This window comes from Actinacidiphila sp. bgisy160 (genome assembly GCF_057707815.1).
On sequence record NZ_JBYIQW010000080.1, the window covers coordinates 1 to 26,498 of the forward strand.

20 protein-coding genes and 7 pseudogenes are annotated in these 26,498 nt (G+C 69.0%); 13 read left to right on the forward strand and 14 right to left on the reverse strand.

All coding sequences use genetic code 11. The annotated features are described in order from the left end of the window. Positions 1-325 precede the first annotated feature (325 nt). Complete coding sequence (locus AC3EUJ_RS34765; protein ID WP_431968612.1) at positions 326-1,084, forward strand: NUDIX domain-containing protein; 759 nt, start codon at positions 326-328, stop codon at positions 1,082-1,084. 385 nt (positions 1,085-1,469) lie between these two features. Here AC3EUJ_RS34765 and AC3EUJ_RS34770 read toward each other — a convergent pair whose 3' ends face one another. Together AC3EUJ_RS34770 and AC3EUJ_RS34775 are read right to left on the reverse strand one after the other, a co-directional pair. Continuing rightward, positions 1,470-1,631 carry a sterol carrier protein domain-containing protein gene (locus AC3EUJ_RS34770; RefSeq protein ID WP_431968614.1) on the reverse strand — a complete coding sequence of 54 codons (162 nt, stop codon included), beginning with the start codon at positions 1,629-1,631 and terminating at the stop codon, positions 1,470-1,472. Continuing rightward, positions 1,628-2,056 carry a GNAT family N-acetyltransferase gene (locus AC3EUJ_RS34775; RefSeq protein WP_431968616.1) on the reverse strand — a complete coding sequence of 143 codons (429 nt, stop codon included), beginning with the start codon at positions 2,054-2,056 and terminating at the stop codon, positions 1,628-1,630. Before AC3EUJ_RS34775 ends, AC3EUJ_RS34770 begins: the two co-directional genes overlap by 4 nt. Positions 2,057-2,505: 449 nt before the next feature. Here AC3EUJ_RS34775 and AC3EUJ_RS34780 point away from each other — a divergent pair. The 4 genes and pseudogenes from AC3EUJ_RS34780 to AC3EUJ_RS34795 all read left to right on the forward strand — a co-directional run bounded on the left by AC3EUJ_RS34780 (position 2,506) and on the right by AC3EUJ_RS34795 (position 7,326). Next, a pseudogene (locus AC3EUJ_RS34780) lies at positions 2,506-3,797 on the forward strand (IS1380 family transposase). A 263-nt stretch (positions 3,798-4,060) separates the two neighbouring features. After that, complete coding sequence (locus AC3EUJ_RS34785; RefSeq protein WP_431968618.1) at positions 4,061-4,609, forward strand: SpoIIE family protein phosphatase; 549 nt, start codon at positions 4,061-4,063, stop codon at positions 4,607-4,609. A 189-nt stretch (positions 4,610-4,798) separates the two neighbouring features. Continuing rightward, positions 4,799-5,599, forward strand: a complete 801-nt coding sequence (locus tag AC3EUJ_RS34790) for an SDR family NAD(P)-dependent oxidoreductase (protein WP_431968620.1) — start codon at positions 4,799-4,801, stop codon at positions 5,597-5,599. 302 nt (positions 5,600-5,901) lie between these two features. Beyond that, positions 5,902-7,326 (forward strand): FAD-binding oxidoreductase, encoded by a 1,425-nt coding sequence (locus tag AC3EUJ_RS34795; protein ID WP_431968622.1) that lies wholly within the window; start codon positions 5,902-5,904, stop codon positions 7,324-7,326. Here the strand turns inward: AC3EUJ_RS34795 and AC3EUJ_RS34800 are convergent. Beyond that, positions 7,289-8,269 (reverse strand): annotated as a pseudogene (locus AC3EUJ_RS34800) (IS5 family transposase). The gene AC3EUJ_RS34795 and the pseudogene AC3EUJ_RS34800 overlap by 38 nt on opposite strands. Before the next feature lie 55 nt (positions 8,270-8,324). After that, positions 8,325-8,722: pseudogene (locus tag AC3EUJ_RS34805) on the reverse strand (helix-turn-helix domain-containing protein); the annotation flags it as partial. 213 nt (positions 8,723-8,935) lie between these two features. Here AC3EUJ_RS34805 and AC3EUJ_RS34810 point away from each other — a divergent pair. Further along, positions 8,936-9,468: pseudogene (locus tag AC3EUJ_RS34810) on the forward strand (transposase); the annotation flags it as partial. A gap of 31 nt (positions 9,469-9,499) precedes the next feature. On the opposite strand, the pseudogene AC3EUJ_RS34815 reads toward AC3EUJ_RS34810, so the two are convergent. The 5 genes and pseudogenes from AC3EUJ_RS34815 to AC3EUJ_RS34835 all read right to left on the reverse strand — a co-directional run bounded on the left by AC3EUJ_RS34815 (position 9,500) and on the right by AC3EUJ_RS34835 (position 15,411). Next, a pseudogene (locus AC3EUJ_RS34815) lies at positions 9,500-9,987 on the reverse strand (DinB family protein). Beyond that, positions 9,984-10,481 carry an SRPBCC family protein gene (locus AC3EUJ_RS34820; protein WP_431968624.1) on the reverse strand — a complete coding sequence of 166 codons (498 nt, stop codon included), beginning with the start codon at positions 10,479-10,481 and terminating at the stop codon, positions 9,984-9,986. Before AC3EUJ_RS34820 ends, AC3EUJ_RS34815 begins: the two are co-directional and overlap by 4 nt. A 191-nt stretch (positions 10,482-10,672) precedes the next feature. Further along, a pseudogene (locus AC3EUJ_RS34825) lies at positions 10,673-11,505 on the reverse strand (IS5 family transposase). 342 nt (positions 11,506-11,847) lie between these two features. Continuing rightward, complete coding sequence (locus AC3EUJ_RS34830; protein WP_431968626.1) at positions 11,848-14,262, reverse strand: glycoside hydrolase family 32 protein; 2,415 nt, start codon at positions 14,260-14,262, stop codon at positions 11,848-11,850. Between the two features lie 120 nt (positions 14,263-14,382). Beyond that, complete coding sequence (locus AC3EUJ_RS34835) at positions 14,383-15,411, reverse strand: carbohydrate kinase family protein (RefSeq protein ID WP_431968628.1); 1,029 nt, start codon at positions 15,409-15,411, stop codon at positions 14,383-14,385. A 263-nt stretch (positions 15,412-15,674) separates the two neighbouring features. On the opposite strand from AC3EUJ_RS34835, the gene AC3EUJ_RS34840 reads away from it, so the two are divergent. Genes AC3EUJ_RS34840 through AC3EUJ_RS34855 form a run of 4 tightly spaced genes read left to right on the forward strand, consistent with a single transcriptional unit; the run spans position 15,675 to position 19,672 of the window. Further along, the gene (locus AC3EUJ_RS34840; protein ID WP_431968630.1) at positions 15,675-16,676 is read left to right on the forward strand and encodes a substrate-binding domain-containing protein; all 1,002 of its coding nucleotides are present in this window, start codon (positions 15,675-15,677) and stop codon (positions 16,674-16,676) included. 5 nt (positions 16,677-16,681) lie between these two features. Then, positions 16,682-17,677, forward strand: a complete 996-nt coding sequence (locus tag AC3EUJ_RS34845) for an ABC transporter permease (RefSeq protein WP_431968632.1) — start codon at positions 16,682-16,684, stop codon at positions 17,675-17,677. Beyond that, positions 17,674-18,585, forward strand: a complete 912-nt coding sequence (locus AC3EUJ_RS34850) for an ATP-binding cassette domain-containing protein (RefSeq protein WP_431968634.1) — start codon at positions 17,674-17,676, stop codon at positions 18,583-18,585. The genes AC3EUJ_RS34845 and AC3EUJ_RS34850 overlap by 4 nt, the downstream gene beginning before the upstream one ends. 49 nt (positions 18,586-18,634) lie before the next feature. Further along, positions 18,635-19,672: a LacI family DNA-binding transcriptional regulator gene (locus AC3EUJ_RS34855; protein WP_431968636.1), complete on the forward strand. Its 1,038-nt coding sequence runs from the start codon at positions 18,635-18,637 to the stop codon at positions 19,670-19,672. A 325-nt stretch (positions 19,673-19,997) separates the two neighbouring features. Here the strand turns inward: AC3EUJ_RS34855 and AC3EUJ_RS34860 are convergent, their stop codons facing one another. The 4 genes and pseudogenes from AC3EUJ_RS34860 to AC3EUJ_RS34875 form a co-directional block, all read right to left on the reverse strand. Then, positions 19,998-20,417: an NAD(P)/FAD-dependent oxidoreductase gene (locus AC3EUJ_RS34860; protein WP_431968637.1), complete on the reverse strand. Its 420-nt coding sequence runs from the start codon at positions 20,415-20,417 to the stop codon at positions 19,998-20,000. A 178-nt stretch (positions 20,418-20,595) separates the two neighbouring features. Beyond that, positions 20,596-21,191: pseudogene (locus AC3EUJ_RS34865) on the reverse strand (ISL3 family transposase); the annotation flags it as partial. 149 nt (positions 21,192-21,340) lie between these two features. Beyond that, positions 21,341-21,811, reverse strand: a complete 471-nt coding sequence (gene cynS / locus AC3EUJ_RS34870) for a cyanase (RefSeq protein WP_431968639.1) — start codon at positions 21,809-21,811, stop codon at positions 21,341-21,343. 221 nt (positions 21,812-22,032) lie between these two features. Continuing rightward, entirely contained in the window at positions 22,033-22,650 is a 618-nt protein-coding gene (locus AC3EUJ_RS34875) for a carbonic anhydrase (RefSeq protein ID WP_431968641.1), read from the reverse strand. Positions 22,651-22,775: 125 nt separating this feature from the next. Here AC3EUJ_RS34875 and cynR point away from each other — a divergent pair, with 125 nt between their 5' ends. Then, the gene (gene cynR, locus AC3EUJ_RS34880; protein ID WP_431968642.1) at positions 22,776-23,756 is read left to right on the forward strand and encodes a transcriptional regulator CynR; all 981 of its coding nucleotides are present in this window, start codon (positions 22,776-22,778) and stop codon (positions 23,754-23,756) included. A 36-nt stretch (positions 23,757-23,792) separates the two neighbouring features. On the opposite strand, the gene AC3EUJ_RS34885 is transcribed toward cynR, so the two are convergent. Next, the gene (locus AC3EUJ_RS34885) at positions 23,793-24,014 is read right to left on the reverse strand and encodes a hypothetical protein (RefSeq protein WP_431968644.1); all 222 of its coding nucleotides are present in this window, start codon (positions 24,012-24,014) and stop codon (positions 23,793-23,795) included. A 603-nt stretch (positions 24,015-24,617) separates the two neighbouring features. Here AC3EUJ_RS34885 and AC3EUJ_RS34890 point away from each other — a divergent pair. After that, on the forward strand, positions 24,618-25,031 hold the full coding sequence (locus tag AC3EUJ_RS34890) for a hypothetical protein (protein ID WP_431968646.1): 414 nt from the start codon (positions 24,618-24,620) through the stop codon (positions 25,029-25,031). Positions 25,032-25,167: 136 nt separating this feature from the next. Next, entirely contained in the window at positions 25,168-25,884 is a 717-nt protein-coding gene (locus AC3EUJ_RS34895; RefSeq protein WP_431968648.1) for a hypothetical protein, read from the forward strand. Positions 25,885-26,498: the final 614 nt, after the last annotated feature.

Consider the following 26,498-nt stretch of genomic DNA (forward strand, 5'->3'; position numbering starts at 1 on the left):
AATGGCCTCCATTTACGCCGAGAAGCGCGCCGACCACACCTCCCGCGCGCTCCCCAACACTCCGAACGCTACGGACGGGTGATCGCCTACACCATCACAAGGGACACCATCGACGTGTCCCCCGCTGACTCAGCCGTAACCGGCGAGTCAGAGGCTGCCGGCACAAGCGAGTGACGCCTGCTGCCGCCCCAGCGCTCCCGCCAGCCCGGATCCCCGCACGGCGTCGTACCCCTCTGATCTTTCACCGTATTGGGGAAGAATGAGATGTTAAGCCTAGTTGTGCGATGATGAATCGTATGCGACTGTCGGCTCTAGGATGAGTCAGGTGACTGAGCCTCAGTTGCAGGACCCTGGCTTTGAAATCTTCGATGTGCGCGATCTTCGCCTGCTGCAGAGCGCTGCGCCTACGGTGTCGACGGAACACCAGGTGGCCCGGGACCGCGTCTGGGATGCCGCGGTGGTTGCCAATCCGGATCTTTTCGACGGGCCCGTGGTGGCGTGCGCGGGAGTGGAGTGGGACGGCCCTCGACGCCTCGTCTTGACGTGGGCGCAGGTGACGTACCGGCACTACGTCTTGCGTCGCGTGGCGGGTGCCTGTGCGCTTCCCTCGCTGTTCGTGAACGTGGTGCAGCCGACCGACGACGGTCGGATCATGGCGGCGCGGATGTCCTCGTCGACGGCCGCTCCGGGGCGCTGGCAGCTGCCTGGCGGGTCGGTGGAGCCCCCGCAGGAGCACGAGGTCCTCGATGAGGCCGGGCTGCGCCGCAATGGGGCGCGCGAGTTGGTGGAAGAGACGGGCCTGGACACGGCGCCCGGGGATCTTAAGATGTGGGCTGTCACTCGAGGCGAGAACGGCAGCATCGGTGTGGTCTACCTCGCACCACCCAGGCCTGAGGCGGTGCTGCTCGACCGGTTTGAAGCCGTTGATGCCGCGGAGCGGGCCTGTGGGCGGGAGCCGGAGCTGGACCGCGTTGCGCTGGTGAGGTCGGTGGGCGAGCTTGCGGAGTTGTCTGGGCCGCACGCGGACTACCTGGCTCCGATCGTGTGCCGCTATAGCGAGTCGCTACTGCGTCGTGGGGCCTGAAGCGGGAGCTCTTTGTCAGGGAAGTTGCTTTCGGCCTGCTTCTGCTGGCTGCGGGGTGCTACCTGGCGTCAGGAGCACTGCGAGCCGGAGCGCTGAGTGGGCGGTGAGCAGCGGTGCTGCCTGCCGTTCTAAAATTCTGCGGTTCTCTGCTTCAGGCAGCCGGTAGCGTGCAGCCTCGCTCGGGTCGTTCACGCGACACCGTCCAGAATCTCGCGGGCAAGCCACGGTCTTGCGTGCCGTGTCGTCGTTGTGTGGCTCCGAACGACGCATGGCCGTGTCCGTAAGGCATCAGGGCAGGGCGAGTAGGCCGGGCCTGTCCGGGGTGTCGATGTCCCGGATTGGCTCGGCCCTCGCCCTGCGAGCGGTCTCCAGGGGATGGGTGGGATCAGAAGTGGTCCGGCAGCCAGGGCTCGTGGTCGGTCGTGGCGTGGATCAGTGTGGTCAGGGTCTTGGTGGACTGGCTGTGGACGCCGCTGATCTGGGCTGCGGTGACGCTGCGGTATCCGCCGGCGTACCAGCAGGCGAGCTGTCGGCGGGTGAGGGTCACATAGCTGCCGGTGGTCGTGGGGGGAGTTCGGCCTTGCCGCCGGCGATCTGCAGCAGGTAGCGGTCGATGCTGTCGCCGGTGGCGTTCTCGATGCCGATGGGCAGTGCGGCGTCGATGTCGGCGGGCCAGCCGCGTGCGCTGATGGCTGCCGGGATGTCAAGGATGCGGAGCATCCAGGGGTGCCAGGACTGTGCCTGAGCGCGGTGGCGGTGCAGGTTGTGCAGGAGCGTGGGGAGCGGCGGCAGGGCGCCGCGACGGAATTCGATGAGTTCGGCGCGGGTGTTGTGGCGGCCGAGGAAGGCGAGCATGGCGGCCGCGGTGTCCGGGTCGGTGGCCCAGAAGTCGTGGACGGTGAGGTTCATGCCGTGGCGGTCGTCGGCGGTCACCGTCCAGGCGAAGACGGGTACAGGGGCTTCCCAGCCCATGCGGCGGGCGTAGCCGTTGGAGGATGTGGAGATGGTGGAGATGACGGCGCGGCCATGCTCGCCCTCGCCTTCCTCGCCGCCGTCGCCACGAGCTCGGCTCCGCGAAGGTCTCCCGAGGCCAATCGCCCTGCCCGGAGCAGCGGGCCGATCCAGCTGACCGTCCCGGAGATCCGACACCTGCTCGCAGCAATCCTCAGACCGCTGTTGCCCTCACCCGGCCACGTGCTGCACTGGTCGAACTGGCGTAGGCAGCACCAAGCAACCGCCCGACGCAGCCACTACCGACGACGACTCGCGGCACTCACGAAGTCGCACTGGAGTACTAGCCTCGGGCTTTCACGGGGTGAGGCTGTCCGAGGCTTGATCATAACGACGGGAAGTGCTCCTGACCTGCAACGATAGGGCTTGTCGAGAGTCCTGTTGGCTGCAAGGAAAGAAGCACTTCCCAGGTGAAGAAGCGTATCGGGTTCTATCCGCGTGTCCGTGCCGAGGGCGGCGGTCGTGGGGTGGTCTCGCAGGCTGGAGCCGTGCTGCTGGTGGAGACGGTCCGCAAGACCGGCCTTGATCGGGCGATATCGGCGGGGCTGGCGCCGTGGCGGCGGCAGCGGGCGGTGCACGATCCGGGGAAGATCGTGCTGGATGTGGCGCTTGCGGTCGCGCTGGGCGGGGACTGCCTGGCCGATGTGGGCATGCTGCGGGCCGAGCCGGCCGTGTTCGGGCCGGTGGCCTCCGACCCGACGGTCTCCCGGCTGATCGACACCCTCGCCGCAGCCGGGCCGAAAGCGCTGACAGCCATCCGGGCCGCACGGTCCGAGGTCCGTGAACGGGTATGGAGGTTGGCCGGTGATGCGGCCCCGGACCGCGGCGGACAGGTCATCGTGGACCTGGACGGGGTGCTGGTGATCGCGCACTCCGACAAGCAGGACGCGAAGCCGACGTGGAAGAAGTCCTTCGGTCACCACCCGCTGATGGGTTTCGTCGACCACGGCAGTGGCGGCAGCGGAGAACCCGTGGCGGGCTTGCTGCGGCCTGGCAACGCCGGCTCCAACACCGCCGCCGACCACATCGAAGCCGCCCGGCTCGCCCTGGCCCAGCTCCCGAAGACCTACCGGCGCGGACGCCACACGCTCATCCGTACCGACTCCGGGGGCGGGACCCACGAGTTCGTGGCCTGGCTGGCCCAGCGCGGAAGGTGGCTGTCGTACTCGGTCGGTATGACCATCACCGATCCCATCCACCAAGCAGTGCTGCACGTTCCCGCCACCGCATGGACGCCGGCCGTCGAGCCAGGTGGCGAGGTCCGCGACGGCGCCTGGGTCGCCGAACTCGCCGGTGACGCCCGCAAGGGATGGCCGACAGGGATGCGACTGATCGTCCGCAAGGAACGGCCTCACCCCGGCGCCCAATTGCGTATCACCGACGCCGACGGCCTGCGGCTCACCGCGTTCGCCACCGACACCCCCAACGTGCCGATCGCTCAGCTCGAGCTGCGGCACCGCCAGCGCGCGCGAGCCGAGGACCGCATCCGGGCCGCACGGGCCACCGGCCTGCGCAACCTGCCCCTCCACCACACCGCGCAGAACCAGATCTGGCTGGAGATCATCCAGATCGCCCTCGACCTGCTCGCATGGATGCCGATGCTCGACGACGCCACATCCTCCGCCTCGCGACGCACTGGCCCTGGACAGACCTGATCAACCAAGCCCTACAACGGCTCCAAGCCCTGCCGAACCCCGGCTGACCAGCAACGTCCCGTTCCTACGAACAGCACCACCCCGCCCGGAACCGTGGAACCCGGCGCCCACCCGACGCGACAGCCGGGCCGCAGACCTACCCGTGATCGCCCGAACGACCGAAACGGCCCGCCAGAGAATCCGACGGGCCGTCACGAAAGATCGAGGCTAGCCGTAGACCGCGATGTTTCTTTGTCCGCAGAATTGGCCCGGGAATCTGTCACAGAAATGGACCATACTCGGACGCCGCCTCGTGCATAGCGTTGCAGGCGTGTCCCGACCTGCCCCCGGATCACCGCTCGGCCTCGGACTGGTCCGTTTCGAGTCCGTAACTTTGGAACTCGCCGAAGGAAGCGTGCTCGCCCTCTACACCGACGGTCTCATCGAGGCCCGCGACCAGGACATCGGCGCCGGCATGAACCGTTTGCGCGCGGCCCTCGCACGACCCGACCTCACACTGGATGACCTGTGCTCTTCAGCAGTGGACACACTGCGGGCCAAGCCGCCGAGCGACGATGTCACTCTGCTCCTCGCACGGACCCGCTCGCTTAGTGCAGACCAGGTTGCCTCTTGGCAGTTCCCCAGCGACCCCGCCGTCGTCTGCCGTGCCCGAACTCTCGCTACCCGGCAGCTGGCCCAGTGGGGACTGGAACAGCTAGCCGAGTCCACAGAGCTGATCGTCAGCGAACTGGTCACCAACGCCATCATCCACGGCAGCAGCGACCGCAGCGGCGACTGCTCGATCGGCCTACGCCTCACCCGACACGAAATGTTGACCTGCGAAGTTTCCGACGCCAGCCACAGCCACCCGCTTGCGTGACACGCCCATACCACCGACGGCCACGGCCGCGGCCTCTTCCTCGTCACCCAACTGTCCCGCCGATGGGGAACCCGACACATCCGGGACGGCAAAATCATCTGGGCTGATCAACAACTGCCAGCCAGCGCGTGAACCACTTTTGTCGGCAGCAGCATCCGAGCGGCATCCCGGTCTGTCGTGGAGGCCGGCGTGACCAGCACGGCCAGAAAAGAGGAAGACTCCGTGATGGAACAACAGCACATCCGATCCCTTCGTGACCGCGTCGTCATCGTCACCGGAGCCGGTACGGGGATCGGCCGGGCAACGGCGGTCGCTATGGCCGAGGCGGGGGCGCGTGTTCTCGGCGTCGGCCGACGCCAGTCGGCCCTGGACGAAACCGCCGCCATGCACTCCGGCATCGCGACTCTCGCCATCGACGTGTGCTCGGAGCAGGCCCCTGAGCTAATCATTGGTACGGCGATCGATCGGTGGGGACAGGTCGACGTGCTGGTGAACAACGCCGGTGCCACCGCACGTCTGTCGTTCGACGAGGTGACACGCTCGCGCATCACCGACTTGTTCGATCTCAACGTCATCGCACCCACCATGCTCGCCCAGGCAGCGTTGCCTCACCTGCGTCGCAGCAAGGGCTCGATCATCAACGTCTCCAGCACCTACGGCCATCGCCCCCACCCGGGTGGTGCCCACTACGGGGCGACCAAGGCGGCCCTGGAACAGCTGACGCGCACCTGGGCGGTCGAGTTGGCCAAGGACGGTGTCAGGGTGAATGCAATTGCCCCCGGTCCGACCGAGAGCGAGGCTTTGTCAGTGAGCGGGCTCACGCAGGAGGAGGTGATCGCGATCAAGAAGGAGCAGGCATCCAAGATCCCCCTCGGAAGGAGGGGAGAGCCGGAGGAAGTGGCGTCCTGGATCGTCCGCTTTGCGGAACCCACCGCTACATGGCTGACGGGCCAGGTCCTCACGATCGACGGAGGCCTGGAACTCATCTGAATCCACCGTGCCCGACCGCCGCCGCGGCGCCGTGACAGTGAAGGACAACCAGGGCCCTACGGTGTGTTGGGGGGAAGTGGGCTCGCCAGTGGCCTTTCGTTCAGGCCCGACTCTCAAGACCGCCGGCGCCGTCGGCATTCAGCGCTCGGCTACCTCGCACCAGCCGAGTCCGAACAGCAACTGATCACGCCACATACGTTGTCACTCGTGGTGTGTAACCCGGTATCCACTGCCGGGGACCAGCCTCACCGCACGGGTGCCGCCCGCACCCGCACAGCGTCAGATGAAGAAGAGGAATGCCAGTGATCGAGTTGAACCCGGCGAACAAGGCGGCTCCGACCCCGGAGAGCCTCCTGCGGCTCACGGAGGACGTCAAGGGCCCCGTGTTCCTGCCGGGCGAGCCCGGCTACGCCCAGCACATCGACGGCTTCGACCGGGCGGTCGAGCACCGGCCCGCGGTGGTCGTGGCCGTGGCAAACGCCGATGACGTGGTGACCTCGGTCCGCTTCGCCCGCGACCACGGGCTCTGCGTCGCCGTCCAGGCCACCGGGCACGGTGCTTGCCTGCCCGCCGACGAGCGCTCGGTGTACCTGTCCACCCGCGCCATGAACGGCGTCCGGGTGGACCCCGAGCGGCGCACCGCACGGCTCGAGGCCGGTGTGCTGTGGCAGGACGTCATCCCGCTCGCCGCCGAACACGGGCTCGCCCCGCTGAACGGCTCGGCGCCCTTCGTCGGTGCCGTCTCCTACGTGCTGGGCGGCGGCATCGGTGTCCTCTCCCGGCGCTACGGCTATGCCGCCGACCACGTCCGGCGCATCGAGGTGGTCACTGCCGACGGCGAACTCCGCATCACCGACCAGGACGAGAACCCGGACCTGTTCTGGGCGCTGCGCGGCGGCAAGGGCAACTTTGGTGTGGTGACCGCGATCGAGGTCGAACTGATGGAGGTCGCCCGGTTGTACGGCGGCGGCCTGTGGTACCCGGCCGAGTCGGTGCGGGACGTGCTGCACCTGTACCGTACCTGGGTCACCGAGATGCCGGAGGAGATGGCCTCCTCATTCTTCATGCTGGACTGGCCGGACGTGGACGGCGTGCCCGAGGAGCTGCGCGGACGCTTCGCCCTGCACCTGCGGCTGAGTTACCTCGGCGACCCGGCGGAAGGCGAGCGTCTGATCCGGCCGCTGCGCGAGGTGGCGCCGATCCTGCTGGACACGGTCGCCGACATCCCGTACACGCAGGTCGGCACCATCCACAACGACCCGCCGATCTCGGGCTCCTACCACATCAACAACTTCCAGCTCGGCACGCTGGACGAGGACACAGTCGAAGCGATCCTGGGACTGGTCGGACCGGGCACGCAGATCGCGGTCGGCCTGGAGTTCCGCAACCTCGGCGGCGCCCTTGCCCGCCCGCCGCGGGTGCCCAACGCGGTCGCGCACTTCCCCGAGGCGCGCTTCCAGGTGTACTCGGCCGGCGTCCTCGGCATTGGCGAGGACGAGGCGGTGCACGAGGGCCAGGACCGGGTCGTGGCGACGCTAGCGCCTTGGGCGACCGGCACCCGCATGCTCAACTTCATGGCGGGCGTCGCCCACACCGACCCCGCCGACGTGCGGGAGGCTTACACGGCCGAAGCGTACGAGCGTCTGGTCGAGCTGAAGACGGCCTGGGACCCGGGCAACATGTTCCGCTTCAACCACAACATCCCGCCGCGGGCGGCCGGGAACTAGGACTTGTCCGGGCGATCATTGTTCGGAGCCAGATGGCGAGTGCTGCTGCGGTGGCTGTGCCGAGATAGACGTAACCGCGCTTGTCGTAGCGCGTGGCAACGGCCCGGTGCTGCTTGAGCCGGTTGATCGCCCGTTCGATGGTGTTGCGTTTCTTGTCCCGCTCTTCGTCGAAGCCGAGTGGCCGTCCGCCGCGTGAGCCTTTGCGCAGGCGGGCGGCCTGGGCGTCGGTCTTCTCCGGGATGGTGTGCCGGATGCCGCGACGCCGCAGGTATGCGCGGATGGCTTTGTTGCTGTAGGCCTTGTCCGCCGCGAGGCTGTCGGGTTTCTTGCGGGCCTGCCGGGCCCGATCTTGGGAATGCGGATTTTGTCCAGCACCTGCTTGAACTGGGTGCAGTCCGCGCGCTGTCCTGGTGTGACGATCAGGGACAGCGGGCGGCAGCGGCCGTCGGCGCTCAGGTGGAGTTTGCTGGTGAAGCCGCCCCGCGAGCGGCCCAGGCCCTCACGCACCACCTCCACCAGGCGGGCGTGCAGGCTCCGCCACGCCGTCTCGTCCTGGTGTTCTGCCTGATCGGCCCCCTTTGAGGCGGGCGCCGTCGGAGGGTCGGTGCGGGCGCCGGCCGCGTGCTGATGCGCGCGGACGATCGTGGAGTCCACCGCGATGTCCCAGTCGATGTCACCTGCGGCATCGGCCCCGGCCTGGACCTGCTGCAGCAGGTGTTCCCACGTCCCGTCGGCCGACCAACAGTCGGTGCCGTTCGTAGACCGTCTTCCACGGCCCGAACCGTTCTGGCAGGTCACGCCACTGCACCCCGGTCCGCACCCGGTGCAAAATGCCGTCGATCACCTGCCGGTGATCCCGCCACCGGCCACAACGCCGGTTACTGACCGGCAGGAACGGCCGCAGCCGTTCCCACCCCGCATCTGTCAGATCACCCCGTCCCATGCCCACATCAACGACCCGGACAGCGAGTAGTCACATGATCGTCCGGGCAAGTCCTAAAACCCAGCCGGTGCATCAGCCGCGTCGCACCCGAGACGCTGTAGGAGATGTGGAACTTCCTGCCGATCAGCGTGGCCACCTCGCCGCCGTCCACCACCTGGTCCTCCACCCAACCGTGCGCGGCCGGGCCCTCCTCCAGATGTCCAGCGAGCTTCTCCAAACAGCGCGGGGACAGACGGCACCGCGAACCGCTCGGACCACGCGTAGCCAGGGCCCGCGCACCGCCATCCCGCCACAACCGGTGCCACTGATAAGCCGACTTCGTGCTCACCCGCAGGGGCCGGGCCACCTCCAGCGGCTTGATGCCCTGCTCGAACAGCTCGGCCGCCTGCATCCGCACCGACTCACGGCGCAGCCGACCCGCAGCGGTCAGCCCGCCCCATCCGCATATCTCACACAACGAAATACAGCCACCAAGCCGGACCCACCAGGCAGATTACGGAAATCCACCCCTACGAGCCGAAGTCAGCAATTGGCGGCCGGCCCGCTGGAGGGGGCGTGACACAACATGCCGGCTCACAACCCCGCCCGCCGGAGCGGGGCGACATGTGGTGACCGTCGCCCCGGCGCTCGCCACGCACCCGTACGAAGACCACTGCGGCATTGCCAGGCCTCTCCCAGGCCGCCCAGAAGCGCCCCGACCGACTGCCCGCCACCTACCACCGCACCCACGGCGTGCGCTGGTTCCATGGCTGCTACTCGATCGGCGACGACACCCTCTGGGGTGTCAACCGCCGCAGAAAGGGGCCGCCAACACGTTGGCTGCGCTGAAGTCGATCCGTGCCGCCCGGGCCGACGGCGCCCCGATCTACGTGATCTTGGACAACCTGTCCGCCCACAAGGGCGCCGACATCCGCCGCTGGGCCAAGAAACACAAGGTCGAACTGTGTTTCACCCCGACCTACGCCTCCTGGGCGAACCCCATCGAGGCGCACTTCGGACCGCTGAGGCAGTTCACCATCGCCAACTCCAACTACCCCAATCACACCGTGCAGACCCGGGCCCTGCACGCCTACCTGCGCTGGCGCAACGCCAACGCCCGCCACCGCGACGTCCTGGCCGCCGAACGCAAGGAACGCGCCCGCATCCGCAGCGAGAAAGGCATCCGCTGGGGCGGACGCCCCCTCGCCACCGCGGCCTGAAGAACCCGACGCACCTCACCCGGTCACAGAACTATCCGGCGTAGGGGTTGCCGCCGAGCCAAGTGGTGCCGTCGATCAGTTCGCGCACCGCGTCCAAGTGGCCACTGTGGCAAGCGACTTCGGTGACCACGTGGATCAGGATGTGCCGCACGTCAGGCAGCTGCCAGGTCGGCCAGATCTCCACGGGCCAGGCGGCGGGCTCCTGTTCGGGCGCGGCGGCGGCAAGCACGGCGTCTGCACGCGCGATGGCCGCCCGGTAGTCGGCGAAGACCTCGTCGGTGGTCATCCCCTCGGGTACGTACCAGTGCGCCTCCGCGCCTGCCGCGAGCTGTCCGGCACCCCGGCAAACCAGAAGCGTTCGACATCCAGGGTGAGGTGGCGCAGCAGTGCCAGGCAGCTCCAGCCGCTGGGCAGCACCAGCCGCCGCAGATCCTCCTCCGAGAGCCCTTCCAGGACCCCGAGGACGTGCTCGCGCTGACGGTCCAGGGCTCCCTTGAGGACGTCGAGTTCGGCGTTCACCGGGCGGCGCACAGTTCGGCGAGGCGTTCCAGGGTGCCGGCCATCTGCGTCTGCCACCAGGCGCGCCCACCGTCCACTTCCGCGCGTTTGTCCTCCGGCATGCGCGAACCGTCGAAGGTCTCGGTCACGACCGTCGACCCGGCTCCGTCCGGGAGCAGATCGAAGATCCACCGGTGGCCCCACGCGGCCCCGGGCGCGGTGGCGTCAGGGTGCCCGCGACCGGGCCTCGGCTCCCAGCCGATGCGACGGTCCGGCTCGTACGCGACGACGTGGTTGTTCATCTCATAGTCGCCGTATCGCTCGTAGTGCATCCGCATCACGAAGACGTCCCCGACGCCCGAGACCACGGCGTCGGAGACGCCACCGCGCAGCATCCCCGAGCCATCGAGGTCCGGGTGCCGTCCGGGGTCGGCCAGGATCCGGAAGATCTCCTCCGCCGGGGCCCCGACGCGCCGGGACACCACCACCACGGGCTCGCCTGTCGTACTCGTCATCCGCGCGCCTCCGTTAACCGCAGAGCATGAAATCGACTCCGGCCCGGACGCTACACCGAGGGTACGACAACGCCTCGCCGAGGACATACCACAGGCCGCCGGTTGGCGATCAAGGACTGACCCAGCTACCCGGCGAACCTATGCGGTCACATCGTGTTCGGTCCGCAGCAGCCGCAGGAGTTCGCTGACGTTCACTCGGCCAGCTCCACGTCCCGCCAGGTGGTGGTAGGGGTGGCGAGGCGGCGGCGCATGCCGGCGGTGGAGGCCCAGTAGACCCGGGAGGCCGCGTTGTCGGGCCGGTGATCGTAGTCGCGGGCGAGGCGCGGCGCCGGTTCAGCATGAGGGTGCCGTTGACCTGCTCGACCACCCACCGCTTCGGTTGCGGGACGAAGCCCTTGCCTTCGTCGTCGCGGTTGCGTCGGACCACCTCGACGGTGATGTCCTTCACCGCCCCGTGGATGATCACGGCGTCCTTGAAACCCTGGTCGACCAGGACCTTTTCCAGGCGCATCCCGCACCGCTCGGCGGCCTGGTCCACCAGGGAGATGCCGGCCTCGTTGTCGTGCGCGCTCGCGGCCAGGACCACCACACCGATGATCAGGCCCAGCACATCGACGGCGAGCCCACGCTTCCTGCCGGACGCCTTGCGCGTCCAGTCCCGTCGTCTCCCTCGGCACCCCGGCCGCCACGCGGACGGACTGGGTGTCGGTGATCACCAGGGACGGGTCATCTAACCGTCTGGCCCGCTCCCGCACCTGGCAGCGCAAAATCTCATGGATCCGCTGGTCAAGGCCGTCCCCGCGCCACAGGGTGAAGTAGGAGAACACCGCCGACCAGGCCGGGAGGTCGTGCGGCAGGAGCCGCCACTGACAGCCCGTCCGGTTCTGGTGGAGCAGCGCGTTCACGACCTCGCGCAGGTCGCCGGAACCCGGGTCCCCGGTCGCCGACGCGCCACCCGCTCATGCTTCCACGCGGTGACCAGCGGTACGGCGGGCCGTCCGGCCCGCCGCCGGACACCCCCCACGCAAGATTTTCAGTGATCTTCTGCTAGACACTCACATCCTCGCAGATCAGGCGGCACCTTTCTGCTACCGGTCCGTCAGATGACCCAATTCCGCTGATTACCCAGGGTCGGCCGTCAGGGCGGGTGTGGGCGAGGCGTGAACGTCTCCGGGCCCGTGCCGGAGCATGCCGGAGCGGGGTCCGGATTGCCCGTGAAATAGCTTTGATCTGGGCGGAGTTGTCCTGAGGTTACCCTGGGTCGACATCTGGCTGGGGCCAGAGTCTGTCCAACGTTGGAAATACCCGCGGCCGAAGGACCGCCCAGGGACGGGCACATGGGCCTGCCCCGGGGCGGTCCCGTGAGTCAGCCGACGGTCAGGTTCTGCGCCAGGGTGTTGGCCGCGAAGCCGTTCACCCCGAACAGGCCGCTGGTGTACGCGTCGTCGGTCGCATCGATGACGGGATCGGCGCCGTCGCCGAACCAGACCCGGATGCGGGAGCCCTCGGTGCGCACCTTCAGGTGGTAGGTGCGACCCTCGACGATCGGCGTGGCGTACGTCGCGATGTCGCGGCCCGGACGCCACAGCTTGACCATGCCCCCGGTGTCGATGTTCGCCGTGTAGCCCACACCCGAGCCGTCGGCCCGGAAGGTCAGACCGGTCGCGGTGCCGTTCGTGACGGACAGGTCGCCCTCGTAGGTGAAGTCGCCGCCCGTGCGGTCGCTGAGGTAGAAGCCGTCCTGCGACGAACTGCCCCTCAGCCCGGCCGGGGTGACCGTCCAGGTACCGCCGTGAGGTGTCCACCTTCCGGCGGGGAAGGCCGAGAAGCCGCCCGCTCCGGTGTTGAGGTTCTGCACCGTCGCGGCGCCGTTGTAGACGTTCACGCCGAACAGCCCGCCGGAGTACGTGCTGTCGGTGGCGTCGATGACCGGATCGGCGCCGTTGTCCAGCCAGACCCGGATACGGGAGCCCTCGGCCTGCACCTTCACGTGGTAGGTGCGGCCCGCGCTGATGGGTGCCGTCTTGACGGAGATGTCCTTGCCCGGGCGCCACAGCTTGACCACACCGCTGGTGTCGAGCGTCGCCGTGTAACCGGCACCCGAGGCGTCGGCCCGGAAGGTCAGGCCGCCGGCCCGCGCGGTGTCGAGTGTGATGTCGCCCTGGTAGACGGCGTCGCCGCCGCTGCTCGCGCTCATGTAGAAGCCGTCGCCACTGGTGGAGGCACGTTTGCCGCCGCCGACGTCGGTCCATGAGCCGCCCGCGGCGTGCCAGGGGCCCTTCAGGTTGCTCAGCAGGGTGGACTGGGCGGTTCCCCAGCTGGTGTTGAGACGGGTGAAGGTCGCGCTGTCCAGCTTCACCTTCCCGCCGACGGCGAAGAGCCGGATGCCCTGGCTGTCCGCCGCGGAGTCGAAGTCGACGTTGTCGGACAGGGAGTACCGTCCGCCGTCGCCGAATATCTCCAGCTGGCCCCGGTCCACCAGCAATCGCATCGTGACCTTGCCGTTCCTGGGCTTGAGCGACTTCCCCTGCAGGGTCTGCCCGGCCGTGTCGTACGCCACGCTGCGGTCGGCGGTGCCGTCGGAGCGGCTGTGCAGGTCGAAGCCGAACCGCCTCGCCGTAGCGCCCTGCACGTCGAACTGGGCGGCGATCTCGTAGGTGTCGGCCTTGATGCTCCCGAAGAGGTTGCCGCCCTTGGCCGCGTTGATCGTCTCGTTCTTCCAGCTCTTGGTCTCCGACCCGAGCGAGGAGAGTTCGGCGACCGGGGTACGGGTGATCCGCGGCCCGTCCGGGGTGGTCACCAGGCCGAGCGTCACCGGGAACGTCGAGTTGCCCGTCCAGGTGCTGCCGCGGTTGCCGCCCTGCCAGGCCATCTGCACGGTGCGCCCGTCAGGGGTGTTGGTGAACGTCTCGGCGGCGTAGAACGTGCCGCCCGCGTAGGTGGTGCCCAGGTCCATCTGCTGCGGCTGGGTCCAGTCGGTGCGGAAGGTCGTTCCGTCGAACGTGCCGACGACGTACTGGCTGGACGCCGAGGTCAGCACCCACCGCTGCTGCCCGGTCTTGCCGTCCAGGTCCAGCGGGTACATGTCGGGGCACTCGAAGAGCCAGGGTGCCTGGAAGCGGCTGGCGAGGGTCCAGTCCAGGAGATCGGGCGAGGTGTAGATGTTCACGCCATTGCCGCCCTGGTTGGACCAGACGACCATGGCCCAGCGGTGGCGGGCCGTGTCCCAGAACACCTTCGGGTCGCGGCTCTCGTCGGGAATGGTGATCTGCTTGCGGCCCTTGTCGTAGGCCTGGAAGGTCTGGCCGTTGTCGTTGCTGTAGAAGATGCTGACGCCGTCGGTGTTGGAGAACACCACGATCGGGTCGAGTGACCCGGTCCTGAGCCCCGAGGTGTTGTCCTTGTCGACGACGCCGCCGCCGGAGAAGAGCGTGCCGGAGTGCACCCCGGGCTCGAGCGCGATCGGCTTCTGGGTCCAGTGCACCAGATCAGGACTGGTGGCGTGGCCCCAGTGCATGGTGTCCCAGGCCAGGCCGTGCGGATTGTGCTGGTAGAAGAAGTGGTAGAGCCCGTTGGCGTACACCAGGCCGTTGGGGTCGTTCATCCAGCCCGACTGCGAGCTGAAATGGAACTGGCCGCGGAAAGGCTCGCTGTAGGTCGTCGCCGGATACGGGAACTCGGGGTAGTCCCAGACGGTCCCGGCGACCGCGGGTGTGGTCGGCAGGAGCGCGGCCAGGCCCGCGAGCAGGGCGACGACCAGGGCCCCGACTCTTCGACGCATGTGAACCCACTCTCTGGACATCGGTGCTGAGTGTCATCGTTGACACATGTCATCGCTGACATCCGATCGATGTCAGATGATGGGCGCGCTTCGGGGGCGCGTCAACTGCGAAAGCGAGATTCAATTCTGACTGGACGTCATCGAATGGCCGCTGTCCCGGCCGCCGCCACCGGCTGCGACTTCGTGCGCCCACGGCGGGTTGGGACCGGCGACGGCGCAGGTCAGCGCGGCGACGCGGACGGCGTACGCGCAGGCCGCCGCGACCTCGGCCGGTTCGAGCCGGTCGAGCCGGCCGCCCAGCAGGCCGCGCTCGCCGAGGAAGTGGAGCAGCCCCGCGGTGAAGGAGTCGCCGGCGCCCACGGTGTCGACCACCCGAGTCGGCACGCCGGGCACCGAGACGCGCCGTCCGTCGAGTGACGCGAGGGCGCCGTGCGCGCCGCGGGTGACCACGACAAGCCGCGCGCCCGCCGCGTGGAACTCGTCGCAGGCCGCTTCGGCCGCCGTGCCCGGCGCCACAGCGCCGAGGTCGTCCTCGCTCAGCCGCAGGATGTCCGCCACCGCGCACCAGCGGGGCAGTCGCTCGCGGTAGACGTCCGGGTCGACCAGGGCGGGTCTGACGTTGGGGTCGATGCTGACGGTGGCGTGCCTCCGCGCCCTGGTCAGCAGCTCCTCCACGAGTGAGCCGCCCGGCTCGCGGACCAGCGCGAGCGAGCCGGAGTGCACGCAGGCCGTTCCGCTCAGGTCGGCCCGGTCCAGTTCCGCGCGTGTCCACTGCCAGTCCGCGGTGGCCTCGGCGTGGAAGGAGTACGCGGCCTGCCCTCCGGCATCCACGTCGGCGACCGCGAGTGTGCTCGGTTCGGCCGCGGCCGTCGCATGCGACAGGTCCACGCCCGAGGCCAGCAGATGGCCGCGGAACAGCCGGCCGAAGACGTCGCCCGACAGCCGGGCCAGCAGCCGGGTCGGCGTGCCGAGGCGGGCCAGGCCCACAGCGGTGTTGGCGGGGCCTCCGCCGGGGAGGACGCGCAGGCTCAGGCCCTGCTCCGCGCCCCGGGAGGGGCCCTGCCCCGAGGGGCGCGGAGGAGGGGGACCGGGAACGGCGAGGACGTCGGCGACGCACTCTCCCAGCACAGTGACCGGACGCGGCTGCATGCGAGGGTTCCTCCAGGTGGGACGTGGGGCGGGGGTCGGGGCCGCCTCGCGGGCCGGGCAGCGCCCCGTGAGTGACGATCCGTCGTGTTGCCAACTCGTGTTCGACACAAGGCATTGACGTTGCCGGAGCGGGAGTCCATCATCCTCCGCAAGTGGTGTCAACGATGACATGTGTCAACGATGGCACCGACTCCGGCGATGTCTCTCGCCGCCCGCAGCGCTGCACGGCCGTTCCCGCTCACTGCTTACCGTAGGAGTCGCACATGTCCCGTAGAGCCCGTCCGGCCCTCGTCATCGGCGCCGCCGGCCTCGCCCTGTCCCTGGCGGCCTGCGGATCCGGTTCCGGTGGTGGCACGTCTTCCGGGGGCAAGGTCAAGGTCGGCCTGATCACCAAGACCGACACGAATCCCTACTTCGTCAAGATGAAGGAGGGCGCCGAGCAGGCAGCCAAGAGCGAGAACGTCGAACTGACCACAGCCGCAGGCAAGTTCGACGGCGACAACGCCGGGCAGGTCACCGCCCTGGAGAACATGGTCGCCGCCGGCGTCAAGGGCGTGCTGATCACCCCCAACGACTCCAAGGCCATCGTCCCCGCGATCGCGAAGGCCCGCGCCAAGGGTGTGCTGGTCATCGCCCTGGACACCCCGCCGGAGCCGGAGGACGCGGCCGACGCCCTCTTCGCCACCGACAACGTGAAGGCCGGCGAACTCATCGGCGCGTACGCCAAGGCCGCGATGGCCGGCAAGAAGGCGAAGATCGCCACGCTGGACCTCGCCCCCGGCGTGTCGGTGGGCGTGCAGCGGCACGAGGGCTTCGTCAAGGGCTTCGGCGTCGGCGCCTCGGACCCCTCCATCGTCTGCTCCCAGGACACCGGCGGCGACCAGGCCAAGGGCCAGACCGCCATGGAGAACTGCCTGCAGAAGGCGCCGGACATCAACCTCGTCTACGCGATCAACGAGCCCGCGGCGCTCGGCGCCTACACCGCCGTCAAGGCGAAGGGACGCGAGAAGGACGTCATGATCGTCGCCATCGACGGCGGCTGCACCGGCGTGCAGGCGGTCAAGGACGGCAAGATCGCCGCGACTTCGCAGCAGTACCCGCTGAAGATGGCCGCCGACGGTGTCAAGGCGGTCGCCGAGTACGCCAAGAGCGGCAAGAAGACCAGCGGCTACACCGACACCGGCGTCACCCTGATCACCGACAAGCAGCAGGCGGGCACGGAGTCCGAGGACACCGGTTTCGGCCTGCAGAACTGCTGGGGCTGAGCACGGTGACCGTGTCCACCTCGCTCCCCGTGGCCGCGAAGGAGTCGACCGCCCTGCGGCGGCTCCTCACGGCCCCCGCCGCGGGGCCGTTCGCGGCCCTGATCCTCGCCTCGGTCTTCTTCTCCCTGACCACCGACCAGTTCCTGTCCGGCGGCAACTTCTCCCTGATCCTCCAGCAGGTCATGGTCGTCGGAACCCTCGCCATCGGCCAGACGCTCATCATCCTCACCGCCGGGATCGACCTGTCCTGCGGCGCCGTGATGGCCTTCGGTGGCATCCTCATCGCCAAGCTCGCCGTCGAGGGGCCGCTGCCGCCGGTGCTCGCCATCGGTATCGGCATCCTCGCCTGCGGTGTGTTCGGGCTGGTCAACGGGTTGCTGGTCCGGGTCGTGCCGCTGCCGCCGTTCATCGTGACGCTGGGCATGCTCAACGTGGCCTTCGCGCTGACCCACATCTACTCCGCCGAGCAGACGGTCACCGGTCTCCCCGGGCCGCTCACCGCGCTGGGCCGCACCTTCCCGCTCGGCCGGACCGACGTCACCTACGGCTCGCTGGTCACCGTCGCCCTCTTCCTCGGCTTCGCCTACGCGCTGAGCAGCACCGCCTGGGGCCGGCACGTCTACGCCCTCGGCAACAGCGCGGAGAGCGCCCGCCTCAGCGGCATCCGCGTGTCCCGGCTCACCGTCGGCGTCTACACGGTGGCCGGACTCGTCTACGGGATCGCGGCCCTGCTGCTGGTGTCGCGCACCGGGGTCGGCGACCCGCAGGCCGGGCAGACCGACAACCTCGACAGCATCACCGCGGTGGTGCTCGGCGGCACGAGCCTGTTCGGCGGGCGCGGCACCGTGCTCGGCACGTTCGTCGGCGTGCTCATCGTCGGTGTCTTCCGCAACGGCCTGCAGCTGATGGGCGTCTCGTCCGTCTACCAGACACTGGTCACCGGCGTCCTGGTGATCCTCGCGGTCACGGTCGACCAGCTCTCACGAAAGGGCACCCGATGAGCGGCCCCGCCTCCTCCCACGACCCGGCGGCCCGCGACGCGGGTACCGCCCGCCGCCCCGAACCCGAGTCCGCAAAGGAGACCGCCGCGCCGACACCCGTCCTCAGCGCGCGCGGACTGGTCAAGCGCTACGGGCACGTCACCGCGATCGACGAGGCCGACTTCGACCTCATGCCCGGCGAGGTACTCGCCGTCATCGGCGACAACGGCGCGGGCAAGACCAGCCTCATCAAGGCCCTCACCGGCGCACTGGTGCCGGACGCCGGCGAGATCCGGCTGCACGGCAGGCCGATCAGGTTCTCCGGACCGCAGGAGGCACGGGCGCACGGCATCGAGACGGTGTACCAGGACCTCGCCGTCGCCGCGTCCATGGACATCGCCTCCAACATGTTCCTCGGACGGGAGGTCCGCCGTCCGGGCGTGCTCGGGTCGGTGTTCCGCGTGCTCGACAAAAAGGCCATGCGCCGGCAGGCCGCGGCGCACATGGCCGAGCTCAAGGTGGGCGTGGGCTCGCTGACGCAGCCGGTCGAGACGCTCTCCGGCGGCCAGCGGCAGGCCGTGGCGGTCGCCCGGGCCGCCGCCTGGGCCCGCAGTGTCGTCGTCATGGACGAGCCGACGGCCGCCCTGGGCGTCAAGGAGTCCGGGCAGGTGCTCGACCTGATCCGCCGCGTACGGGACAAGGGTGTGCCGGTCATCCTCATCAGCCACAACATGCCGCACGTCTTCGAGATCGCCGACCGCGTCCACGTCCACCGGCTCGGCAGGCGCGAGGCCGTGATCAAGCCGTCGGACTACACCATGGCCGAGGTGGTGGCCATCATGACCGGCGCGCTCACCGTGCGCCCAGACGGCGGTACGGTCGTGGCGGACAGCGACGCGGCCACGGCGGCCGGCGTGCGGGGGATCTGATCCACGTCCCCGGCATCCGCGCACCGAGGCCCTCAGGAAAAGGTGGTTTATGACAGCGGCCCGCAGACCGACCCTCGCCGACGTCGCCCGCGAGGTCGGCGTGAGCGCCAAAACGGTCTCCCGGGTCCTCAATGAGGACGGCCCCAGTTCCCCCGAGACCAGGAAGCGGGTACTGGCGGCCGTCGCGAAACTCGGCTTCCAGCCGAACCTGATGGCCAGGAGTATGCGGGTCGGCGGGCCCGACACCACCGTCGGCCTGGTGGTGCCCGACCTCGGCAACCCGTTCTTCGGCGCCGTCGCGGGCGGCATCGAGGACGCGGTGCACAGCCGGGGGCTCACCTTGCTGATGGGTTCGTCGGACGACGACCCGGAGCGGGAGCTCGCGCTGATCCGGACGTTCCTGGCCCGCCGCGTCAGCGTGCTCATGGTCGCGCCGGCGGTGGGCGCGGACCACTCCCACCTCAAGGCGCAGCGGGCCGCCGGGCTGCCGGTCGTCTTCCTGGACCGTCCCGGCAACGGGCTCACCACCGACACCGTGGTGAGCTCCAACCGAGCCGGCACTCAGGAGGGCGTCACCCACCTGATCGCCGGGGGGCACCGCAGGATCGGGTTCATCGGCGACCTGCCGTCCCGCCTCTACACGCGCCGCGAGCGGCTCGCCGGTTACCGCGCGGCCCTCGCCGACGCGGGCCTGCCCCACGACCGGGCGCTGGTCGTCGACGCCCACGACCCGGCGGGAGCCGCCGAGGCCACGGCCCGGCTGCTCGCCCTGCCCGACCCGCCCACCGCGCTGCTGTCGGGCAACAACGTCATGACCATCGGTGTCCTGTCGGAGCTCTCCCGCAGCCGCCGCAAGGACGTCGCCGTGGTCGCCTTCGACGACGTACCCATGGCCTCCATCCTGGAACCCGCGCTGACCGTGGTCGCCCAGAACCCGGTCGCCATGGGCGAGCTGGCCGGTGCCACCGCCATCGAGCGCCTGGAGGGCGACCGCTCCCGCGCCCGTACCCTCATGGTCGACACACGTCTCGTGGCCCGCGGCTCGGGCGAACTCCCCGCCCCCGGCCGCGTCGCCACCGGCCGGTAGACCGGAGGGATCGGTTCGGCGCCTCCAGGACGGCCTGGACCGCCCCCCATAGGCGGTGTCGTGGAGTTCGGGGTCCAAGACGGTGGGCAGGGCCAGGCCCTGGTGGACCGCGACGAACTCCCGGGCGAGAACGGCGGTCGGCAGGTCCTGCGGCGGCTCGCCGCGTTGCGGCGCGGCCTGGGCCGACAGGAAATATGGCGAACGTACGGCCGCCGCCACCGCCGTTTCCCGTGGCCGGTGTACTACAGGCTCAGCAGGGCCTGTTCAACAGACTCGGTCAGCGCCGGGTGGATGTACAGCACCTCGCGGCCGACCTGGTCCACCGTCAGCCCAGCGTCATCGCCCGGATCAGCGGCTGGACGAGCGTCGCGGCCTGGGGGCCGATGATGTGAGCGCCGAGGACCGTACGGTCGGCGGGATCCGCCAGCACTTTCACGAAGCCGGCGGTGTCCTCCAGCGCCCATCCGTACGCGGTGTCCGCGTAGTCCCGGACGCTCACCAGGCACGCGATCCCGCGGCGGCGTGCCTCCTGTTCGGTCAGCCCGACGCTCGCGATCTGCGGGCTGATGAAGACCGCGTGCGGCGCGACCCTGTTGGACAGCGTGCGCAGATCCTCCGCGTGGAGCAGGTTGTGCCGCACCAGCCGTGCCTCGGCATTGGCCATGTGCTTGAGCTGGAAGTGGTTCACCGCGTCGCCGAAGGCCCAGACCCCCGGTACGGACGTGCGGTGGGCGCTGTCGGTCACGATGTGGCCGTGCCCGTCGAGTTCCCGCCGGCGGCCGCGTCGAGCCCCGCGGCATCGCCCCGACCGATCCGGTGGCCCTCACCAGGGCGATCGGTCGTGCCGCCCTGGCCGGCCTCCTGCCGAAGAGCCGGCGCTGGCGGCTGAAGGCCCGTGTGCGCAAGCGCAACAGCAAGTACAGTCCTTGGCTGATGTACTTGTACAGGAGGTTGAGGCAGCCCTCGTAGCCGAGGGTCTTGATCTCTTCGAAGAGGTGCTTGACGGGGACGGCGGGGTCCTCGGCCCGGCGTTTGCGCAGGTGCTCGCGGTAGGGGTCGACCGTCCGCCGGCCGGCAACGGGATGCGCAGCAGGGCGCGCAGGGCGGTGTGACGGGACAGGACCACGGCGAGTATCGCCAGCAAACGTGATCCCGCCCGGCCCGCTGACTCTTTGACCACGGCCATGACCTGCCTGGTCAGACGAGCGGTGCGGCGCTGATATCGCTCCAGCACCCCAGGCACCTGTTCGCGAAAGGTGTGGCGGCAGCCTCGCGTGGGACACACCAGACGCCGCACCCACACACGGACCACCACCCGTCGCCAGTCGACCGGAACGTCGGCCACCCTCCGCCAGTGATAGCCGTGCCGTCCCGACGAGGCCCCGCACACCTGGCAGACCGCGGTGTCCAGCGGCGTCCGGGCCCGCACCACGATGCGTTCACCATCGTCGGCCACATCCTCCATGACCAGCGGGCACAGACCCGGAAACACCATCTGCGCAAGCTCGTTGACATCCATCACATTTGAAGGTCAACGATCCTCACCACTCTCCGTCACCACCGGATGTGGGACAGAGCCCAACGAACGGCCCTGTCCCACACTCGGTTGCACCAGGGACGGCTGGCCCTGAGGGCCTATCCGGGCCGCCCTGGCGGGAACCGAGGGGGTCAGAAGGGCTTGGTCGGCAGGTACTTGCCGTCCAGGGTGATCACCGCGCGCTCGCCGCCCTCGGGGTCGGCAACCTTCTTGACGTCCAGCTTGAAGTTGATCGCGGAGATGATGCCGTCGCCGAACTGTTCGTGGATCAGGGCCTTGAGGGTGGTGCCGTAGACCTGGATCATCTCGTAGAAGCGGTAGATCGTCGGGTCGGTGGGGATGCCGCCGGGGATCGAGCCGCGGACCGGGACGGTCTGCAGCAGCATCACCGCATCCTCGTCCAGGCCCAGCAGCCCGGCCACAGCCTCGGCGGACTCCTTCGGCAGCGGGTGCTGGCCGAGGACGGCGGCGGTGGTGAAGGCGACCGACAGGCCGGCAGCGTCGGCGATCTGCTTCCAGGACAGGCCGTTACGAACCTTGGCGTCCACGGCCTGGGCGGCCAGGGCCTGGCGGGCGGCGGAGTCGAACTGGGCGTGCAGCATGACAGGGCTCCAATACTTCTTCGGGGGCCGATCCATACGGGAAGCAGTGGAACGGCAGGGTCTGTGAGAGGTCGCGGGCACCGCGCTAGGGGCGGGACCGCGTCAGCGCCTCGGAACAGGCCGGGCGAAGTTCAGCGGGGTCCGGGCGGTTCGTCCGGGGAGGATTCAGGCGGGGTCCGACGGGCAGTCCGGCAGCCGGGACGGGTTCAGACGGAGGCCGGTCAGGCGGCGAGGACGGTGCTCCCGCCCGTGCCGGTGCCGGTGGACTCAAGGACTTCGACACGCCCGGTGCCGATGTCGAAGACCCAGCCGTGCAGCGTCACCTTGCGCTCCGCAAGCGCCCGGGCGACACAGGGATGGGTGGCCAGGTTCGTCAACTGCGCGTGCACGTTCTGGCGGACCAGAAGGCCGACCTTCTCCCGCCCGGCCGCCAAGCCGGCACTACGGGCCACCGCGGCGTCCGCGTGCCGCAGCCAGTCCGCGACCAGCGGCGCGCCGCTGAGGTCGTGGTCTTCGGCCAGGGCAGTCATCGCGCCGCAGGCGGAGTGCCCGCACACCACGATGCCGCTCACGCCCAGCACCGCGACCGCGTACTCGATACTGGCTGCAACCGCCTCGGCAGCGGGGGCGTACGCGGGGACGAGGTTCCCAGCCGTGCGGATCACGAAGAGCTCACCTGGCTCACCCTGCGTGATCAGCTCTGGTGCGACGCGGGCGTCGGAGCAGCCGATGAAGAGCGTGTGCGGCTCGTGATGTCCGGCGAGGTGAGCGAAGAGGCCGGCCTTCGCCGGGAAAACCTCGCGTTGGAACCGCGCGACGCCCTCGGTGAGGTCCTGCATCAGTCAATCCCTTCGGTAGCGGTCGGCCCCTCGGGGCCCCACACCATCCACCATGCGCGAGCTGCACCTATAGCGTCCAAGACTTGCTATCCATGGTGCCCATCGACGATGTCTATAGTGCTGGTATGGCCGCCCTGGAGCTCCGTCACCTGCGCTACCTGCTAGCCGTCGCCGAACACGGGAACTTCACCCGTGCCGCCGAGGATCTGCACATCTCCCAGCCCACCCTGTCCCAGCAGATCAAACAGCTGGAACGCACCCTGGGCGTGCAGCTGCTCGACCGCACCGGCCGGTCCGTACGGCCCACCGACGCCGGCCAGGCCTATCTCGAGCACGCCCGGCGGGCTCTGCGCGACCTGGCCGCCGCCGAACGCGCCGTCCACGACGTTCAGGACCTCTCCCGCGGCCATCTCCGCCTCGCGGTCACGCCGACCTTCACCGCCTACCTCGTCGGCCCGCTCGTCGCCGAGCTGAACGCCCGCCACCCCAGCATCACCCTGACTGTCACGGAAGCACCCCAGGACCGCATCGAAGCCGGCCTGGCCGACGACGAGATCGACCTCGCCATCGCCTTCACCGCCCCCCGCCAACCCGGCATCGCCGCCACACCCTTGTTCACCGAGACCCTCAGCCTTGTCACCGCGGCACAACAGGCCCCCACCCATCCCCAGCCCCTGCCCGTCAAGGCCCTCGACCGGCAGCACCTGGCCCTGCTCAGCAGCGACTTCGCCACCCGAAGCCACATCGACGCCTACCTCACCCGCCACCGAGCCCACCCACACATCGCCGTCGAAGCCAACTCCATCCAGGCCCTCACCGAAATCGTCCAGCACACCCGATTGGCCACCGTCCTGCCCGAGGCCATCGCCCACGACCACCCACACCTCACCCCCATCCCCCTCGAACCACCGCTCCCCACCCGCACCGTCACCCTCCTCACCCGCCACCACGCCTACCAGAGCGCCGCCGCCCGCACCTTCATCAACATCACCCGCGACCACATCCACACCCGCGACTACGCCCCACCGCCCACACCGACAACAACAGACCTCTCCCAACCACCCCCTTCCCATGAACACGCCCCGGACCACGACTGGTGGCGTTGATCATCTGCCTTTCGGCCGGCCACCCGGCCGTCACGCTCAGCGCTCGTGCTGGTCCCTCATCGTGCGCCTCATGAACTTCTCGGCGCTGTGCGGGGCTTGTCCGCCGCTGCGGTCCATTGGGGACGCGCCGCCGCCGACCTGCTCCAGCAGCACGTCGTGCATGCGGACGAGGTCCGGCTGAAGACAGGCGACGAGGTGATCGGCAAAGGAACGCGGGCTGCAGCACCCCGCGCCGAACGCCATCACCATGGTCGTCATCCCCATCCGCTCCACTGTGGCGCGCAGGCCCGCTGCGCCGGGGTGTCGGGAATCAGCACGGCGTGCATCACCAGGTGCCCCCCGGTCGGCGCCCGGCGGACGAAAGTGCCTTTTCGCAGGCCGACTTGGGTAGTCAACGGCCCACGCCCGGCGGGAGGCATCCCGAGCCACTGCGGGTCGGGTCGCCGTGCGGCCCGCTTGCCTATCCGACGAGGGCAACGTTGTGCATGCGGGCGATGCCGAGCATCGCGTGGTGAACACCGTCTCCCTTGAGCCGCCACCGCGGTGAAGCCCCCTACCGTCTCAGCCCTGCCCTCCTTCGGCCCGAAGAGGATGCCGCCGGACGCCCGCACCAGAGGCACCCAGCCCTGCGCCGTCTGCTGCTCGACCTTGGCGGTCAGGGTGACCAGGCCGAAGCTGACGTAGCCGGTTCGACGCTCTGGGTGATTACCGCGACCACGTCGGGTGAATGAGGTAGGCGACCCAGTCCGCATCCGGGGTTCTCGTGGGCGAGCATGCGCTTGCCCTACTCAAATTAGGAGCATATGCTCTCATTAACTATCAGGTAGCCGGCCCCTGGTCGGCCGACGAGGGAGGCGTGGCGTGGCACGTTCCGAGCGCAGCGAGGCAGAGGGCCAGAACTTGACCTATTACCCGTGGTGGCTGGATAACCTGGCAGACGACGTCACCCTGGAGGGTGCGGCGATGAACGGTACGGCTCACGGGGCGGACGCGGTGCGCGCCATCGTGGTCAAGGCCCGCGAGCTGTATGAGTTTCAGGACTTCAGCTTCGCTGACGACTTCGGCGACGACGGCTTCCTGGAGATCTATGAGTCCGCGGTTCAGGGCGAGGCCGTGAAGGTTGTGGTCACGGTCACGTCCAACGCCGAGGGGGAGGCCCAAAGCCTCGCGGTGCTCCACCGGCCGCGGCATGCGCTGCTGCTCTTCTCGCGTTTGATGCACGAGCAGTTCGCCGGTACTCCGCTCGCCGAGCATTTCCTGTCCGACGAGTCCTGACCAGCGATCGTGGGGTAAACCCGGCCTCTTCCTCTGCGGGCGGCTCCGCTGCACCGGGACCACCCTCCGGCACTCGCCCAGCCATTCCAGGCATCAGCCGACTCGGGATTCACAAGGTACCCAGGAGACGTCCACCATGAATGATCTCGTCAGTTCTGTCATCCAGGCGCACGGTGGCCTCGCGCGCTTCCACCAGTTCAGCTCGGCCACACTGCACCTCCGTGTCGGGGGCTCACTGTGGCGACTGAAGGGGCAGGAGGGAATTCTGAGCCGATCGGCCGTCCGGCTCGACCTGCATCGACAGCATGCCAGCCACCATCCCTTCACGGCGCCCCACCTGCGGACATCCTTTACCCCGCAGCGAGTGGCTCTCGAGACCGTCGCGGGGGAAGCGACGGCGGAGCGACTCGACCCTCGTGCCTCCTTTCCGACCGACGTGCGGGCTGCATGGGATGACCTGCACGTCGCCTACTTCGCCGGATACGCGATGTGGACGTACCTCACGTCCCCGTTTACGTTCGCCTCGCCAGGGTTCACGGCCGTGGAACTCTCTCCTGTCACTGAGGAGGGGGAGACCTGGAGGCGCCTGAAGGTCACCTTCCCCGACCACATTGCGACACATTGCCGAGAGCAGGTCTTCTACTTCGACTCGAACGGGCTGCTGCGCAGGCATGATTACACGCCCGAGGTGATCATGGCCGGGCCTGCGGCACACTACGTCGCCGAGTACAGGGAGTTCGACGGGATCATGGTACCGACCCGGCGGCGCGTCTACCGGCGCGGACAGGACGGCACGGTCTCCCGCGACGCGGAACTCGTCACCATCGACATCGAGAGCGCCCTGTTCATCTGACACGACACCGCCGTCTCGCAGTGCTTTTGCCTGTACCAGGGGCTCACGCATGCCGGTGGTCCGGACGCGTGACGCCGGTTGCCCATGGACATGCGGTTTCCGTACGCGCCGCGGGGCGGCTTCCCAGTCCGTGTGCCTGCCCCGTCCTGACCGCGCGCGTCATCGGCTCTGCCCTTCATCGGCCGGCGCCGCCCGGACCGGGCACCATTGTTCGGACTCTCCGTGGTGCTGCCGAGGCCTCGATCGTCACATGGTGAGCAGGCTGCTCGCCTCGACCCGCGACCCGCGAAAGGCCCCGTCGGAACGGGAGGGCCCGGGACCTCCGGGGGTGTGACGTCATATCCATCATGACAGGTCAGCGCGGGTTTTCGTAGGACGAACGGCACAGCTCCCCGGCCTTGTTCGGCCCGTTCGGGCGCGCCGAGAATCTCCGCTATGAAGCAATGGGGGAGAGTCGATCAAGATGACATCGTGCGGGCACGGAATGTCCTGCTCTCAGCTCAGATGGTGTCCCTTGTGATGGTGTAGGCGATCACCCGTCCGTAGCGTTCGGAGTGTTGGGGAGCGCGCGGGAGGTGTGGTCGGCGCGCTTCTCGGCGTAAATGGAGGCCATG

Bases quoted from the DNA above. Each gene is read 5' to 3' on its own strand.
- AC3EUJ_RS34775 (WP_431968616.1), bottom strand. From the start codon at position 2,056: ATGGGCTGGGAAGCCCCTGTACCCGTCTTCGCCTGGACGGTGACCGCC.
- AC3EUJ_RS34820 (WP_431968624.1), bottom strand. From the start codon at position 10,481: ATGACGAGTACGACAGGCGAGCCCGTGGTGGTGGTGTCCCGGCGCGTC.
- AC3EUJ_RS34830 (WP_431968626.1), bottom strand. From the start codon at position 14,262: ATGCGTCGAAGAGTCGGGGCCCTGGTCGTCGCCCTGCTCGCGGGCCTG.
- AC3EUJ_RS34835 (WP_431968628.1), bottom strand. From the start codon at position 15,411: ATGCAGCCGCGTCCGGTCACTGTGCTGGGAGAGTGCGTCGCCGACGTC.
- AC3EUJ_RS34840 (WP_431968630.1), top strand. From the start codon at position 15,675: ATGTCCCGTAGAGCCCGTCCGGCCCTCGTCATCGGCGCCGCCGGCCTC.
- AC3EUJ_RS34850 (WP_431968634.1), top strand. From the start codon at position 17,674: ATGAGCGGCCCCGCCTCCTCCCACGACCCGGCGGCCCGCGACGCGGGT.
- AC3EUJ_RS34855 (WP_431968636.1), top strand. From the start codon at position 18,635: ATGACAGCGGCCCGCAGACCGACCCTCGCCGACGTCGCCCGCGAGGTC.
- cynS (WP_431968639.1), bottom strand. From the start codon at position 21,811: ATGCTGCACGCCCAGTTCGACTCCGCCGCCCGCCAGGCCCTGGCCGCC.
- AC3EUJ_RS34875 (WP_431968641.1), bottom strand. From the start codon at position 22,650: ATGCAGGACCTCACCGAGGGCGTCGCGCGGTTCCAACGCGAGGTTTTC.
- cynR (WP_431968642.1), top strand. From the start codon at position 22,776: ATGGCCGCCCTGGAGCTCCGTCACCTGCGCTACCTGCTAGCCGTCGCC.
- AC3EUJ_RS34885 (WP_431968644.1), bottom strand. From the start codon at position 24,014: ATGACGACCATGGTGATGGCGTTCGGCGCGGGGTGCTGCAGCCCGCGT.
- AC3EUJ_RS34895 (WP_431968648.1), top strand. From the start codon at position 25,168: ATGAATGATCTCGTCAGTTCTGTCATCCAGGCGCACGGTGGCCTCGCG.